General features: G+C 58.1%; 13 protein-coding genes and 4 tRNA genes. 9 read left to right on the top strand and 8 right to left on the bottom strand.

Annotated elements, in window-relative coordinates:
- From tolR to psrA, 5 genes are all read right to left on the bottom strand, one after another.
- Positions 1-432: a protein TolR gene (tolR, locus tag ABD997_RS04550; RefSeq protein ID WP_345315821.1), complete on the bottom strand. Its 432-nt coding sequence runs from the start codon at positions 430-432 to the stop codon at positions 1-3.
- A complete protein-coding gene (tolQ, locus tag ABD997_RS04555) occupies positions 429-1,118 on the bottom strand; it encodes a protein TolQ (protein ID WP_345315822.1) in 690 nt (229 codons plus the stop codon). Before tolQ ends, tolR begins: the two co-directional genes overlap by 4 nt.
- Positions 1,108-1,518, bottom strand: coding sequence for a tol-pal system-associated acyl-CoA thioesterase (gene ybgC, locus ABD997_RS04560; protein ID WP_345315823.1), 411 nt, complete (start codon positions 1,516-1,518; stop codon positions 1,108-1,110). The genes tolQ and ybgC overlap by 11 nt, the downstream gene beginning before the upstream one ends.
- 707 nt (positions 1,519-2,225) lie before the next feature.
- Positions 2,226-4,499: an acyl-CoA dehydrogenase gene (locus ABD997_RS04565; protein WP_345315824.1), complete on the bottom strand. Its 2,274-nt coding sequence runs from the start codon at positions 4,497-4,499 to the stop codon at positions 2,226-2,228.
- Positions 4,500-4,508: 9 nt separating this feature from the next.
- The gene (gene psrA / locus ABD997_RS04570; protein ID WP_345315825.1) at positions 4,509-5,162 is read right to left on the bottom strand and encodes a TetR family transcriptional repressor PsrA; all 654 of its coding nucleotides are present in this window, start codon (positions 5,160-5,162) and stop codon (positions 4,509-4,511) included.
- A gap of 398 nt (positions 5,163-5,560) precedes the next feature.
- Between psrA and ABD997_RS04575 the strand changes: the two genes are divergently transcribed.
- The gene (locus ABD997_RS04575) at positions 5,561-7,384 is read left to right on the top strand and encodes a M2 family metallopeptidase (RefSeq protein ID WP_345315826.1); all 1,824 of its coding nucleotides are present in this window, start codon (positions 5,561-5,563) and stop codon (positions 7,382-7,384) included.
- 97 nt (positions 7,385-7,481) lie between these two features.
- Here the strand turns inward: ABD997_RS04575 and ABD997_RS04580 are convergent, their stop codons facing one another.
- On the bottom strand, positions 7,482-8,117 hold the full coding sequence (locus tag ABD997_RS04580) for a MarC family protein (protein ID WP_345315827.1): 636 nt from the start codon (positions 8,115-8,117) through the stop codon (positions 7,482-7,484).
- Positions 8,118-8,386: 269 nt separating this feature from the next.
- Here ABD997_RS04580 and rimO point away from each other — a divergent pair, with 269 nt between their 5' ends.
- Both rimO and ABD997_RS04590 read left to right on the top strand, forming a co-directional pair.
- Positions 8,387-9,808 carry a 30S ribosomal protein S12 methylthiotransferase RimO gene (gene rimO / locus ABD997_RS04585; RefSeq protein ID WP_345315828.1) on the top strand — a complete coding sequence of 474 codons (1,422 nt, stop codon included), beginning with the start codon at positions 8,387-8,389 and terminating at the stop codon, positions 9,806-9,808.
- Between the two features lie 269 nt (positions 9,809-10,077).
- The gene (locus ABD997_RS04590; RefSeq protein WP_345315829.1) at positions 10,078-11,685 is read left to right on the top strand and encodes an AbgT family transporter; all 1,608 of its coding nucleotides are present in this window, start codon (positions 10,078-10,080) and stop codon (positions 11,683-11,685) included.
- 123 nt (positions 11,686-11,808) lie between these two features.
- Here ABD997_RS04590 and smrA read toward each other — a convergent pair whose 3' ends face one another.
- A complete protein-coding gene (gene smrA / locus ABD997_RS04595) occupies positions 11,809-12,387 on the bottom strand; it encodes a DNA endonuclease SmrA (RefSeq protein ID WP_345315830.1) in 579 nt (192 codons plus the stop codon).
- A gap of 160 nt (positions 12,388-12,547) precedes the next feature.
- Here smrA and ABD997_RS04600 point away from each other — a divergent pair, with 160 nt between their 5' ends.
- Positions 12,548-13,114 (top strand): YybH family protein, encoded by a 567-nt coding sequence (locus tag ABD997_RS04600; protein WP_345315831.1) that lies wholly within the window; start codon positions 12,548-12,550, stop codon positions 13,112-13,114.
- Positions 13,111-13,566: a YchJ family protein gene (locus tag ABD997_RS04605; protein WP_345315832.1), complete on the top strand. Its 456-nt coding sequence runs from the start codon at positions 13,111-13,113 to the stop codon at positions 13,564-13,566. The genes ABD997_RS04600 and ABD997_RS04605 overlap by 4 nt, the downstream gene beginning before the upstream one ends.
- Positions 13,567-13,636: 70 nt before the next feature.
- On the opposite strand, the gene ABD997_RS04610 is transcribed toward ABD997_RS04605, so the two are convergent.
- Positions 13,637-13,918 carry a DUF406 family protein gene (locus ABD997_RS04610; protein ID WP_345315833.1) on the bottom strand — a complete coding sequence of 94 codons (282 nt, stop codon included), beginning with the start codon at positions 13,916-13,918 and terminating at the stop codon, positions 13,637-13,639.
- Positions 13,919-14,333: 415 nt separating this feature from the next.
- Between ABD997_RS04610 and ABD997_RS04615 the strand changes: the two genes are divergently transcribed.
- From ABD997_RS04615 to ABD997_RS04630, 4 genes are all read left to right on the top strand, one after another.
- A tRNA-Tyr gene (locus ABD997_RS04615) sits at positions 14,334-14,418 on the top strand.
- Positions 14,419-14,474: 56 nt separating this feature from the next.
- Positions 14,475-14,559: transfer RNA gene (locus ABD997_RS04620), tRNA-Tyr, on the top strand.
- A 56-nt stretch (positions 14,560-14,615) separates the two neighbouring features.
- A tRNA-Tyr gene (locus ABD997_RS04625) sits at positions 14,616-14,700 on the top strand.
- Between the two features lie 24 nt (positions 14,701-14,724).
- Positions 14,725-14,809 (top strand) — tRNA-Tyr (locus ABD997_RS04630).
- Positions 14,810-14,898: the final 89 nt, after the last annotated feature.

The following is a 14,898-nucleotide window of genomic DNA, read 5'->3' on the forward strand; positions in this document are numbered from 1 at the left end:
TTACTCCCCCGGTTCCGTCATCAGGCCCACAGAGGGGACGCCGGCACCCTGCAGGGTGATCATCAGCTGGATAACAACGTCATAGGTCACCAAGCGATCGCCATTCACCACCACCGGCCGCTCCGGGTCCACCGTCAGTTCGGCTGCGACCAGGGCCGCCAGCTCATCCAACTGCAGGGGTTTATTCTCATCCACGGTGCCGTTATCAAGGAAGTACTCCCCCTGGGCATTCACCGACGCCACCAGAGGGGGCTTGGAGTCCGAGTCCAGCGGCTCAGCCGAAGCCTGGGGCAGATCCACGTCCACCCCCTGGGTGATCAGCGGTGCCGTCGCCATAAAGATAATGAGGAGCACCAACATCACATCGATGTAGGGCACCACGTTGATCTCGGCGACCTTGCGACGCCGCTTACGCTGATACGCCGGGATCACTCGCTACGCTCCCCACCCCGGCTGTGTGCCTGCCGATGCAGAATGGCGGAAAACTCATCCATAAAGTTGGCGTAAGTGTTCTCCAGTTTTTCAACCCGGGTCGAAAAACGGTTAAAGAAGATCACCGCGGGAATGGCGGCAAAGAGGCCCATGGCCGTGGCAATCAGCGCTTCGGCGATCCCCGGCGCCACCATGTTCAGGGTGGCATGCTGCACGCTGCCCAGGGCGATGAAGGAGTTCATGATCCCCCAGACGGTACCAAACAGTCCGATATAGGGGCTGGTGGAGCCGATAGAGGCAAGCATCGGCAGATGCAGCTCCAGCTTGTCCACTTCCCGGGAGAGCGCCACCCGCATGGAGCGGTAACATCCGTCCATCACCGCATCCGGGCTGCGGGAGCTCTTGGCCAGACGCATGTATTCGCGAAACCCATTAGTAAACAGCAGTTCCAGTCCCTGATTACGCTCCCGTGACGCCAGCTCGTTATAGAGTTGATTCAGGTCCACCCCGGACCAGAACTTGTCTTCAAACTGACGAGCCTGCTGCGTCGCCTCGCGCAGCACCTTTTGACGCTGAAGGATCACCGTCCAGGCTGCGACCGAGAGGGCCATCAATAGCAACATCACCAGCTTGACCAATAAGCTGGCTTCCAGAAACAGACCGATAAATGAGATCTCAGCCGACACGTGCTAACTCCTGTTTGATCGCGGGTGGGATCCGCACCGGGCGAAACGTCTGTGCATTCAGACATCCCACCTTCACCTGGGCCTGGCAATATACCCTGCCCTGCTCATCCTGCAGTGACTGCTGGAACGCCATCGACGCTCCGGCGATCTGCTGAAGCTCAGAAACCACGGTTAATGACTGATTAAACCGTGCCGGATAGAGAAAGTCGATGAGCATCTGCCGAACCACAAAGACAACCCCATTTGCCATCAGGTCATCCTGTTCGAACCCTGCCTGGCGCAGCATCTCTGTCCGGGCATGTTCGAAAAAGTTGAGGTAGTTGGCGTGATAAACCACCCCTCCGGCATCCGTATCCGAGTAGTAGACGCGCACCGGCCAGCAATGAATAGGGTTTCCCACAAGCTATTAACGATTTAATTATGTTGTCGAGCCACTATACCCGACCGTCAGCGTACTGTGGAGGGGTGAAAATCTTGCATTTTGTTGACTTATCACCCAAATCGGCTCGACTGGTCACTTTTTGTCGCACTCTAAACTCCCGCTTCAGCTCGAGCGAACGCCGCCCGCAACAACGGGCAAGCTCGGCGAGTTTCGCACTGAGCTCACAGACTGTGATACCCCCTTTTAAGATCCCAGCACCACGTCCCTTACCGATTTTAAGCACAATTTTTTTCAACCTTGCATAGGGCGAAATGACCGTCAATCCCAAAGTCAGGGGCTCGACACGAGCGATGCTCGCCGATTTAAAGAGGCTGTTTGCACCGAAAACCTTTACCGAAACGATGGGTCAAAGCATTAGTTTTAGTAATGGTAATGGGCAGTTTTTCTTGTTTGTTCAGCGGAGGCGGACTCTCTAGAATACGCCCTGTTTTCGGAGCTCACTGGCCGGATGGCCAAAGTCTTCCGTCGTGACAGAGTTGAGCGTTCTGTCGCGTTCTCTGGTTCTTTGCTTAACTTCCTTAGAGATTGGATCAATGTCCATCTAGCCCGCTGCAGTGCAGCGGGTTTTTTTTTGGCTTTTTGTTTGGCGCGCTCGTCATACGACCTTGTGCGGACAAAAAAATGCCGCCCGGTTGGGCGGCATCGCGCTTTGGAAACGTCACCGGTTAAAGCTTGGTGAACTCATCCACATCGATAGCTTTTCGGCTCAGAGCCTGCGCTTCCAACCACTGCGCCTTCTCCTGTTCCGTCACCAGCGCCTGCTCGACAGCCAGATCCAGTGTCTCCTCGCCCATCGGGCCACGGGGCAGTTGTCCCGCCCGCTGCGCCTTCTTCAACCGCTTGGCGATCCCCGCAACCCCGTACTGTGCCAGGAACGCCTTTTCCACCAGGGCCACGCCCCCTTCGTCCTCGTCCAGGATCTGGCAGAGGTGGGTCAATCGATCCCGGGCGCTGCCCGGCTGCTGAACGGCGCGAGCTACGGCCTTGGCCTGCTCATCACTGGGACCATGGAAGTGGTTACCCAGGGGCTGGACCAACAGTCGGCAAAGCACGGAAACAAAGCGGTTGGGGAAGTTACGGAGTGCCTGACTCAGGGCCTTGGCCGCCTCGTGCAGACACTGTGCCATGGCATATTCCACGAAGGGCAGATCCGCCTGCTGACGTCCATCCATCTCGTAGTTACGCAGTACCGCAGAGCCCAGATAGAGCTGACTCAATACATCCCCCAGTCGAGCTGAAATCATCTCTCGACGCTTGAGATCACCGCCCAGGGTCAGCATCGCCAGGTCAGAAACGATGGCCAGGTTGGCAGAGAGACGAGAGAGCTGCTGGTAATAGTGCGCCGTCGGACCGGCCACCGGCTTATCCGCGAATCGCGCACCGGTCAAACCATGCCACAGGGAGGTCAGAGCATTGCGAATAGAGAAGACAATGTGGGACATCAGCAGGCCGTCGAAACGTGCCAGTCCCTTGTCGGTATCCGGATCCGCCACCGCTTCCATCTCCGCCAACACATAGGGGTGACAGCGGGTCGCCCCCTGACCGAAGATCATCAGGTTGCGGGTCAGAATGTTGGCCCCCTCGACGGTGATGGCCACCGGCATGATGGTATAGACATTACCGAGGTAGTTGTTGGGCCCCAGTTGGATCCCCTTACCGGCCTGAACGTCCATGGCATCGTTGATCACCCGGCGCCCCAGCTCCGTCATGTGGTACTTGGCAATCGCCGTGACGACCGAGGGTTTTTGATGGGTATCGATGGCCGTCAGGGTCAGCTTACGGGCCGACTCGAGAATGTAGGTGTTACCGGCAATGCGCGCCAGCGCCTCCTGAACGCCCTCGAACTCACCGATATTGACGCCAAACTGGCTGCGTACACCACAGTAAGCACTGGTGCTGCGCGTGGAAAGGTGCCCGGTTGCCGTCGCCAAGGCCGGCAGGGAGATCCCGCGGCCGGCGGAGAGACACTCCACCAACATACGCCAGCCCTTGCCGGCGTACTCGGCGCCGCCGATCAACCACTCCATTGGGATAAAGACATCCTTACCCCGGGTGGTGCCGTTCATGAACGCCTGGCTCAAAGGATCATGTCGGTTGCCATTCTCCACGCCGGGATGGTCGGTGGGGATCAGCGCACAGGTGATGCCGATCTCTTTCTGGTTGCCCAGCAAAGCATCCGGATCTTTCAGCTTGAATGCCAGCCCAAGCACCGTGGCCACCGGCGCCAGCGTGATATAGCGCTTGTCCCAGGTGACTCGAACGCCCAACACCTCTTCGCCTTCGAACTCACCGCGACAGACGATGCCGACGTCCGGGATGCCACCGGCATCGGATCCGGCGGTAGGGCCGGTCAGCGCAAAGCAGGGGATCTCATCACCATTGGCGAGCGCCGGCAGCCAGCGATCTTTCTGCGCTTCGGTGCCGTAATGGGCCAACAGTTCACCGGGGCCCAGCGAGTTCGGCACCATGACCGAAACCGCAACACTCATGGAACGGGCGGCGATCCGGGATACGATGGTGGAGTTAGCGTAAGCGGAAAATTCTAGGCCGCCGTACGACTTGGGGATAATCAGGGCAAAGAACTTCTCCTTGCGCAAGTAATCCCAAACCGCCTTGGGCATATCTTTCTGGTTAACGATCTCGTAATCGTCGATCATCGTCAGCAGGGTTTTCACCTGGTTATCCAGGAACGCCTGCTCGTCCGCGGTCAGACTGTTGGCCGGGAAGCTGTGCAGTTGATTCCAGTCCGGCGCACCGCGAAACAGCTCACCATCCCACCAGACGTTACCCGCTTCCATCGCTTCCCGTTCGGTTTGGGACAGCGGAGGCAGAACCCGCTTCATAAAATCGTAGGCCGGCTTGGCAATTACCTGCCGCCGGATGTCTTTGACTGCGAAGATCACGATCACCGCGATCGCAAGCAGAAACAACAAGGTCATGGGATATCCTTATTCTGTAACCGTTAAGAGAGAGGGCTGCGGCGCAGAAACACCGGCGGCCATGTAGGGGATCAAGCGACGCAGCACCGTTTCTACGTCATTATCCTGGTCGAAGTCCGCTTTCGCGATATCCACCAGGGCGCGATAAGAACTCATGGTAAACACCAAGGTGCCCAGGGTGTAGTGCATCCGCCAGAAGATGTCGGTGGGCTTCAGGTGTGGGGCGGTCCGGTGAACAAGCTCGGAGATCTTCTCAAGCACCTCTCCGTGGTGGGTACTCACAAACCAGCGCAGGTGTCCCTGGTTTTCGATATACCCTCGCCCCAAAAGTTGAAGAAAGAGTGCGGTTCCATGCTGACGCACATCGTTGAGCGCCATTAACGGCTCAACCATCGCCTCGAAAGCATCCTGAAGGGTGAGATCCGGCTCCTGATCAACCTCCTCCAATGCTCTGCCCAGGGCGGGCATAAACTGGTTCAGGTAACGCGCCAGAACGGCCTGTATCAGCTCCTTCTTCGAACCGAAGTGGTAATTGACCGAGGCCAGATTGACTTCCGCTTTATTGGTGATCAAACGCAACGAGGTTTCCGAAAATCCACGCTCGGCAAACAGGCGCTCCGCGGCGTTGATAATCTTATCTTTGGTGGTGAGCCGATTTGCCATGCCCTGAATCCGACTTCAATCAAACGTTCGTTTAAAATAAAGCGGTAGCTTCGGGATGTCAAAGCATGCGCACGCTCCCGCACGATGCCTCTGAACACAGGGTGCCATCCGTCATGCCGGCACGAAGGTGAGGCCAAACCGGGAAGGGATTTCCTGGCCGTGTTAGCCGTGGAAAACGGCGGCAGTGCTTCGCGAAGACTGAGTAGAATCGGCACCGCCCCAATGGGCAGGATCACAAGTTAGCAACTAAGCTAGTACATCTAGGTTAATAAGATCCTCTCCCTGACCCCGGTGGAACCCAATCTGTCATTGCCACCGGGGCTTTTTTTTGTCTTTGCGTCCCTCTTTTTTTTTACAAATGGCTAACGTACTCTCTTGCCAAATTAAAATGACAAGAGATGGATACCGTCATGCCCCACCCCTCAAGCTTGGCCCTGTTGGTGGCCTCCCTGCTCACCGGCTGTAATGCCAGCGAGCCGAACAGCACAGAAAGCAAACCAACCCCCTCTGATCAGATCCACGCTGCGGAACAGTCGCTGTCTCAACTCAGCGAAGAGGCCGCCCGGGCACAGTGGATCTATGCCAACTTCATCACCGACGATACCGCGACCTTGGCCAGCGATGTCGGCCGTGCCTTCAGTGAAAAGGCCGTCGAGTACGCGTCCCTGGCCAGCACCCTGGAGACCGCTGAACTCACCCCCATCGAGCAGCGCAAGCGCGATCTCTTGCTCCGCGCCCTCACCCTGCCGGCGCCGGTAGACAGTGATAAAAGCCAGCGTCTAGCGGAGTTGAGTACCGAGTTGGGCGGCCTCTATGGTAAGGGCCGCTACTGCATCACGCCCGAGCAATGCTTGAGCCAACCCCAACTCTCCTCACTGATGGCTACCAGCCGGGACCCGGATCTGCTCAAGGAGATCTGGACCGGCTGGCGCGAGATCGCCAAACCGATGCGGCCCCTCTTCGCCGAGCAGGTGACCCTGGCCAATGAGGGTGCCCAAGCATTGGGCTACCAGGATGTGGGGGAGTTATGGCGCAGTAAATACGACATGGCACCGGACGCCTTTCCGGTGGAGCTGGATCGCCTTTGGGGACAGGTCGAGCCGCTCTACGAAGCACTGCACTGCTATGTTCGTGGTGAACTTGGGGAAAACTATGGCGCCGATGTCGTTCCCCAGGATAGCCCCATCCCTGCCCACCTTCTGGGCAACATGTGGGCACAGCAATGGGGCCACATCTACCCTCTGGTCGCACCGGATGACCTGCCCGGCCCGGGCTATGATCTGACCGAGCTGTTGGCAGAGCACGATTTCGATGAGATCAAGATGGTCCGCCAGGCGGAGCAGTTCTTCACCTCCCTGGGATTCGAACCCTTGCCGGACACCTTCTGGCAGCGCAGCCTGTTTGTCGAGCCCGAGGACCGCGATGTTGTCTGCCACGCCTCCGCCTGGAACCTGGACAACCGGGACGACATCCGCATCAAGATGTGCATTCGTCGAAACGGCGAAGACTTCAAGGTGATCCACCATGAACTGGGTCACAACATCTATCAGCGTGCCTACAAAGATCAACCCTTCCTGTTCAAAGACAGTGCCAACGACGGCTTCCACGAAGCCATTGGAGATGTGATTTCGCTCTCCATCACACCGAGCTACCTCAAGCAGATAGGCCTGATCGATCAGGTTCCGCCGGCAGAGAGTGACATCGGCTTGCTGTTGCGCCAGGCTCTGGACAAGGTCGCCTTCCTGCCATTTGGTCTGATGATCGATCAGTGGCGCTGGCAAGTGTTCAGCGGTGAGATCAGCGCCGACCGGTATAACCAGGCCTGGTGGGATCTGCGGCAAAAATACCAGGGCGTCGCCGCGCCGGTGGCCCGGACAGAAGCCGATTTCGATCCCGGAGCCAAGTACCACGTGCCCGGCAGCGTCCCCTATACCCGCTACTTCCTGGCCCACATCCTTCAGTTCCAGATGTTTGAAGCGCTGTGCGAGGAAGCCGGTTACGAGGGTCCCATCCACCGCTGTTCCCTCTATGGCAGCGAGGCAGCCGGCACCAAGCTCAACCGCATGCTGGAGATGGGCCTGAGCCAACCCTGGCCTCAGGCACTGGAGGTGGTCACCGGCAACCCGGAGATGTCCGGCCAATCGCTCCTAAACTACTTTGCCCCTCTGCATCAATGGCTTGATGAACAGAACCGCGCCTCGGGCCGTCAATGCGGCTGGTAAAGCGGTACGCCGAAACGTTCATGCATTGAATCAATAAAGGGAGCGCTAACGCGCTCCCTTTTCAGTTAGGGGATGCCCCGGCAGGGGGCAACCAGGCTCAGAAAAACGCCTTGTGCGCCTCGGCGATCCCCTCGACCAGCATCTGGGTGCCAATCACGGCCAGGATCAACCCCATCATCTTCGAGATCACGTTCAGTACGCTAGGACCAATCGCCTTGACAATACGACCACCGAACAGGAAGAGCACAGCGGTCAAAACGCAGAGCAGACCAAACGCCAGGATGGTGATGATGGTTTCATCCAGCCCTCCGGTGGTGGCGAAGTTCATCGCCGTCGCGATGGTACCGGGACCGGCCAGGATCGGCGTGGCCAACGGAGAAACGGCGATCCCCAGTGCGGCGCCGCGCTGCGCCGCCGCATCAGCCTCATGCTCCTCACTGGACGGAGCGGGCGCCTGAAGCATGTGAAAACCGATAAGAAACACCAGAACCCCACCGGTGATCCTCAGGGCATAGAGCGTGATCCCGAAGAGATCGAATATCAGCTTACCGGAGATGGCAAACAGGGAGACGATGCAAAAGGCGATAAACACCGAGCGGATGGCGATGGCCCGGGTGGTTTCCCGATCACTGCCGCTGGTTAAACCAAGAAAGATCGGAATGTTGGCAATGGGGTTCATGATGGCGAAGAAGCCCATGAATACCGTCACCGTGTGGATAATCAACTCCTGCACTGGGCACTCCTTGGTAGTCAAACGCAAATGGCTGAAGGCTATGAGGCAAACACCAAAATTAAGGGCTTATCCAACAGCGGGTTACCCCATTAGGATAGAAGAAGTCGCCATTAAACCCGAATCTTCCCAAGGATCAACGGCGCAGGGATAAACTGTGATTGATGCAGCGGCAGGCCGGAAAGTTGATGATTATTTGCCCTGCCATCGGGCGAAAACTTAGGTATAATCGCGCCCCCTTGTCCCTTCGCCGAGTGAGTCAGAGCTTTTCGATGACCGTAAACCAGTTTGATCCCAAGCAAACCACGACACTGAATGCGCCCGCAAAAGCGATCGATGCCTTGTCGATCCCGCCCCAGCAGAGCACCACCGCCGACGGACCGGCCCGGATCGGCTTCATCAGCCTGGGCTGCCCCAAGAACCTGGTGGACTCCGAGCGGATCCTCACTCAACTTCGTACCGAGGGTTATGACATCGTCAACACCTACGAAGGGGCCGATCTGGTCATCGTCAATACCTGTGGCTTCATCGACTCGGCGGTTCAGGAGTCCCTGGATACCATCGGTGAGGCATTGAAGGAGAACGGTAAAGTTCTGGTCACCGGTTGCCTGGGCGCAAAGGACAATGAGATCCGGGAGATCCACCCCAAAGTCCTAGGGATCACCGGCCCCCACGCCTACGAAGTGGTGCTGGAACAGGTGCATGCCCACCTGCCCAAGCCCCAGCATGACCCCATGACCAGCCTGATCCCGGATCATGGCGTCAAGCTGACTCCCCGTCACTACGCCTACCTCAAGATCTCCGAGGGCTGCAACCACAAATGTACCTTCTGCATCATCCCCTCGATGCGGGGACAACTGGACAGCCGCCCCATCGGCAGCATCCTGGATGAAGCCAAGCGGCTGAAAGAGGCCGGTGTTCAGGAACTGCTGGTGATCAGTCAGGACACCGGCGCCTACGGCGTCGACGTCAAACACAAAACCGGCTTTTGGAATGGCATGCCGGTAAAAACCGCGATGCTGGAGCTGTGCGAGAAGCTGGCAGAGTTTGGGATCTGGGTGCGTCTACACTACGTCTACCCCTACCCCAGCGTCGAAAAACTGATGCCCCTGATGGCCGAAGGCAAGATCCTCCCCTACCTGGACATCCCGTTCCAGCACGCCAGTCCCCGGGTGCTCAAAGCGATGAAGCGGCCGGGCAACGCCGAGCGTACGCTGGAACAGATCCAGGCCTGGCGTGAGCAGTGCCCGGACCTGGTGATCCGCTCCACCTTCATCGTCGGTTTTCCCGGCGAGACCGAGGAGGATTTCCAGCTGCTGCTGGACTGGTTGGTCGAGGCACGGCTGGACAGGGTCGGTTGCTTCAAGTACAGCCCGGTAGAGGGCGCCACCGCCAATGCGTTGGCGGATCATGTACCGGAAGCGGTTAAAGAGGAGCGCTACCAGCGCTTCATGCAGGTCCAGGCACAGATCAGCCGTGAGAAGTTGGCGGAGCGCGTGGGTCAGGAGATGCTGGTGTTGGTGGATGAGATTGGCGAAGACGGTGCCATAGGACGCAGCTACGCCGATGCCCCTGAGATCGACGGCCGGGTGATCATCGGCGGTGAATACGATCTCAATCCTGGCGACAAGGTCTGGGTGAGCATCGAGTTTGCCGACGATCACGACCTCTTCGGTACCCTGGCAGAGGAGTGAGCCCAAAGCGGCCGAGCCGAGGGAAGGACAGCAATTTGGACACGACCGCTTCGGCGGTCGTGTCGCGCTTTGTGGACTTTATCGACTATTCGCGCTGCCGGCGCTCATAAAACCAACACAATCGCAACCAAACATCATTAGTTGCCACTACATCCTGCCGACCTTGGCGAGGTAAGCCTTGTTTTTAGCGACCTCTCCCCTCTACAATCGCCCACTGCTCGATATACACAAAAAAATAACGACAATAACCCAACTTTAGAGAGTTATTCATGAGCTCAACGAACCAGAACGCCGTCGCGACAGACGATCGCATGGAGAACAGCGGAGCCTTTCGACGTTTCCTCGATACCGTGGAGCGTCTGGGCAACCTGCTGCCCCACCCCATCACCCTGTTTGCCCTTTTCTGCTTGGCCATCATCGTTATCTCCGGCATTGCCGGCTACTTCGATCTTGCCGTAGTCGACCCTCGCCCGGAAGGGGCCCGGGGACGTGCCGATGACGGCATGATCGCCGTATTCAGCCTCCTCAGCGCCGATGGCCTGCGGATGATGGTCTCCAACATGGTGACCAACTTCACCGGCTTCGCTCCGCTTGGCACTGTGCTGGTGGCCCTGCTTGGCGTCGGGATCGCCGAGCGTGCCGGCCTGATCTCCGCCGCCCTGCGTGGCCTGGTCATGGGCTCCTCTCCCCGTCTGGTGACCTTCATCGTGGTTTTTGCCGGGATCATCTCCAACACCGCCTCTGAGCTCGGCTACGTGGTGCTGATCCCCCTGGCTGCGGTCACTTTCCATTCTCTGGGCCGTCACCCGCTGGCGGGTCTGGCCGCAGCCTTCGCGGGTGTTTCAGGGGGTTACTCCGCAAACCTGCTGCTGGGAACCGTTGATCCGCTGCTCTCCGGCATCACTGAGTCCGCCGCACACATTATCGATCCTGGCTACACCGTCGGGCCGGAAGCGAACTGGTTCTTCATGATCGTCTCCACCTTCGTGGTGGCCAGTCTGGCGATGTTCGTCACCGAACGCATTGTCGAGCCCCGTCTGGGCAAGTACGACGTCAGTGAGGCCTCCGAAGACGTCGAGCATGACGAGATGGAGGGTCTGACCGCAGCCGAGAAACGCGGCCTGAAGTCCGCCGGCCTGACCCTGCTCGCCCTCTCCGCGATTTTAGCGCTCACTGTTGTGCCTGAGTGGGGCCCGCTGCGCCACCCTGACACCGGTCTGGTCGCCGGCTCCCCCTTCCTGAAGGGGATCGTGGTATTCATCTTCTTCTTCTTCGCTATCCCCGGCATCGTTTTCGGTAAAGCGGTGGGGACCATCAATAACGACCGAGACGTCATTAACGCCATGAGCTACGCCATGTCCACCATGGGCATGTACATCGTGCTGGTGTTTTTCGCGGCCCAGTTCGTTGCCTACTTCAGCTGGACCAACCTGGGGGCGATCACCGCCGTGAAGGGCGCCGGCTTCCTGCAGGCAATCGGTCTGGACGGCCCGCTGCTGTTCATCTGCTTTATCATGGTCTGTGCCTTCATTAACCTGATGGTGGGCTCTGCCTCGGCGCAGTGGGCGGTGACGGCACCGATCTTCGTCCCCATGCTGATGCTGGTGGGTTACGCGCCGGAGACCATCCAGGCTGCCTATCGTATCGGTGACTCTGTCACCAATATCATCACGCCGATGATGAGCTACTTCGGTTTGATCCTGGCTGTCGCCTGTCGCTATAAACGGGACTTGGGGATCGGCACCCTGGTTGCCACCATGCTGCCCTACTCCATCGTGCTCTTCGTTGGCTGGACCCTGTTGTTCGTGGTTTATGTCTTCGTACTGGGCCTGCCGGTAGGCCCCGGCAGCCCAACCTACTGGACCCCAGGGGGCTAACCCCACATGGAAAACGGCCCGCTCATCGAGCGGGCCGTTTTTTCTCTCCGCTCATCAGCGCTCCGTAAGGGGTGAGACGGGCAGCGATGTCGCCCGAATGGGCCCAGACAGGGATGAAGCGGATCAGCGCTTTTGGTGACGCTCCCGATTTTCGAGCTTCTGCTTTTGGCTTTTGCGCATCAGCACATAGACCGCACCGGTACCGCCGTGGTGACGTTGGGCCGAGTGGAACGCCAGAACCTCCGGCACGTGAGGCAGCCATTTAGCCAGATAGCTTTTCAGCACGCCCCGAAACGGTTTGGAGTTTAACCCCTTACCATGAAGGATCAGGGCACAACGGACGTCGGTGAGTTGGCAGTCGGCAACGAACTGCAGCAACGCGGTACGCGCCGACTCAACGCTGTGCCCATGCAGGTCCAGGCGGGCATCCAGTTGATACTTTCCTAAGCGGAGGTTTTTGTAGACGCCATGCTGCATCCCCCCTCGGGTCCAACCGATAACGTCTTCCGGATCGATCGGCTCCACCGCCTCCAGGCTCAACCCATCGGACTCCGGCTCGGACTCAGCCTGAGCCGCCTGACGCCGGGCCAACTGGGCGTCGGTCGGCTGAAAGCCGCCCTGTGTGACCACGCGATCGCTGTCCGCAAGCGGCATCACATCGGACATCGCTTCGAGAAACAGCTCCTGCTCTCTCTTTTCCATCTTGTCCCCCTATCGCCGTGGATATCACCTTGGTACGGCACGATTATACCCACGGCTCAGCCCCTGCAACCTGGCCGCTCACAAATTGTAATGGTTTCCATCTTTACATTCGGCGCCGCTCCTCCATCATTGTTAACATAAAATTGACTGAGGTGACGCCGTGTCTCTGCGCCATATCTTGTTTCCACTCCTGCTCATCACTAGCCTGCCCAGCCACGGCAGTAACATTGATGATCTCCTCAATCCAATATACGACCAGTTTGTAGATGCTTATCAGACACTCAATGCCGACCCTCTGGTGGCAAGATACAGTAATGATGCGTGCATGATGGGGGTGTCCGAGCGTGAAGGGTTCTATGAAGGTCGGGAGGCCATTCGCGAGGCCTACCAGCGATGGTTTGACAAGGTTCGCCAGAGGGAAGCGACCATCGACATCCGCTTTCGCGTCGTTAACCGTACCCTGAGGGGCGATATGGCGACGGACGCTGGGTACTACCTTATCCGTTACCAGCCCAACCAGGAAAATGAGAAACCGGCGTCCGAATTCGCTGGCAAGTTCATCATGAATTTCCACCGGGAAAGTGACGATTACTGGTCCGTCAGCGTCGATTCCGCCACCCGGGTCAAAACCGAGCTCTTTACCGATGCCAAACCACAGCCCGGCCTCTATTTTGCGCCGACTTTCGAGACAATGGCGGTCACACCCAACCACGAAACCACACAATGACACTCTGTCCCTGTGGCAGCGGCCAAGGCTATGAACGCTGCTGCCAGCCGCTGCACCAAAGGCAGCAAATCGCTCAAAGCCCTGAGCAACTGATGCGCTCCCGATACAGCGCTTACGTGCTTGCTCAGGCTCAATACCTACTCGATACGCACCACCCGGAGTACCGAGGTGATTTGACAGTGGAAACGCTGGCGCAGGCCTGCGCCGAAACCCGTTGGGCCAGGCTTGAACTACTCTCCACTCCCCCCGCCAGTCAGGACGTGGGTTACGTTGAATTCAAAGCCTGGTACTACCAGGGCGACCGGCTCGCAGCGATGCACGAACGCAGTCGCTTCTGCCGGGACCAGGGACAATGGCGATACTGCGATGGGCAGTTCGATCCCAAGCCCGCTGGGCGTAACGCCCCCTGCGTCTGCGGCTCCGGGAAAAAGTTCAAGCGCTGCTGCGGCTAGGCGGCAACTCCGCCTTTAAGACACAAAAAAACCAGGCGCCTGCCTGGTTTTTATACGAAAAGAAGCCCTGTCAGTCGGGATTCATCTCGAAGATCAGACGCTCTGCCGCACAGGAGAACGCCAGGGTGCCGGTCAATCGTTTCTCCGACTCGGACCACTTGGCCTGAGCCTTTACATCGGCAAAGCGCGACTTGGCTTTCTCCGCCACGGCGCTGAACTCCGCCTCTGCCTCGGCTTGGCTGGCAGCATCGTATGTCAACGTCAGGACAGCATCCTCTTCAGCAATCACAGCCCCAACGTCCATAAAGGCACCACAACATTCAGTAACCAGATTTTCCCGTTTATCGTCCATTACGACCTCGTTAAGCACAGCGAATTCACCCCTGATTATAGGCTGCGTTCACCGGGCCACCGTGATCGCGATCACGGCAGATCCAACGGAGAATCCGATAACCCTATGCGTTTCTGTCGATTAGCCTACTGCAAGCTAGGATACACACCCCGTGTAAACCGCCACGGTCATGCGGCCTATGGCAACCTGCGCCCCAGGGGGAGCCTGTTCGCTCGCAGGCTTCCCCTGGGCTTCCTAAAGCTCCACACCCAAATTTCCCCCAAGCGCCGTCGCTCCAAAGCCAGCGACGAATAGAAAACAGCCAAAAAGGATGATTTGGGTGAATTTATCGCCTTAAGCAGTCAAAACTTTAGAAAAAAAGACCCTTGGGTCTTTACAGTCGGAGCGGGACTGTTAGTATACGCCCCGCACTTGTGGAGGGGTTCCCGAGTGGCCAAAGGGAGCAGACTGTAAATCTGCCGGCTCCGCCTTCGTAGGTTCGAATCCTACCCCCTCCACCATCTTTACCGCTTCGTGGCCGATTTCGGCGGCGAGCACCAGGTAACCATTACCCCGTGGAGGGGTTCCCGAGTGGCCAAAGGGAGCAGACTGTAAATCTGCCGGCTCCGCCTTCGTAGGTTCGAATCCTACCCCCTCCACCATCTTTACCGCTTCGTGGCCGATTCCGGCGGCGGGCACCAGGTAACCATTACCCCGTGGAGGGGTTCCCGAGTGGCCAAAGGGAGCAGACTGTAAATCTGCCGGCTCCGCCTTCGTAGGTTCGAATCCTACCCCCTCCACCATCTTCTACAATTAGTTTTACCCCCGGAGGGGTTCCCGAGTGGCCAAAGGGAGCAGACTGTAAATCTGCCGGCACTGCCTTCGTAGGTTCGAATCCTACCCCCTCCACCATATCGATAACGCCACCTCAGTTCCCTGAGGTGGCGTTTTTCATGGGCTTTTCTGAGTAAGAGAACCGACACTCCGCGCCGAGCGCAGCA

The sequence above is a fragment of the Ferrimonas gelatinilytica genome, from assembly GCF_039544205.1.
Lineage (GTDB): Bacteria > Pseudomonadota > Gammaproteobacteria > Enterobacterales > Shewanellaceae > Ferrimonas > Ferrimonas gelatinilytica.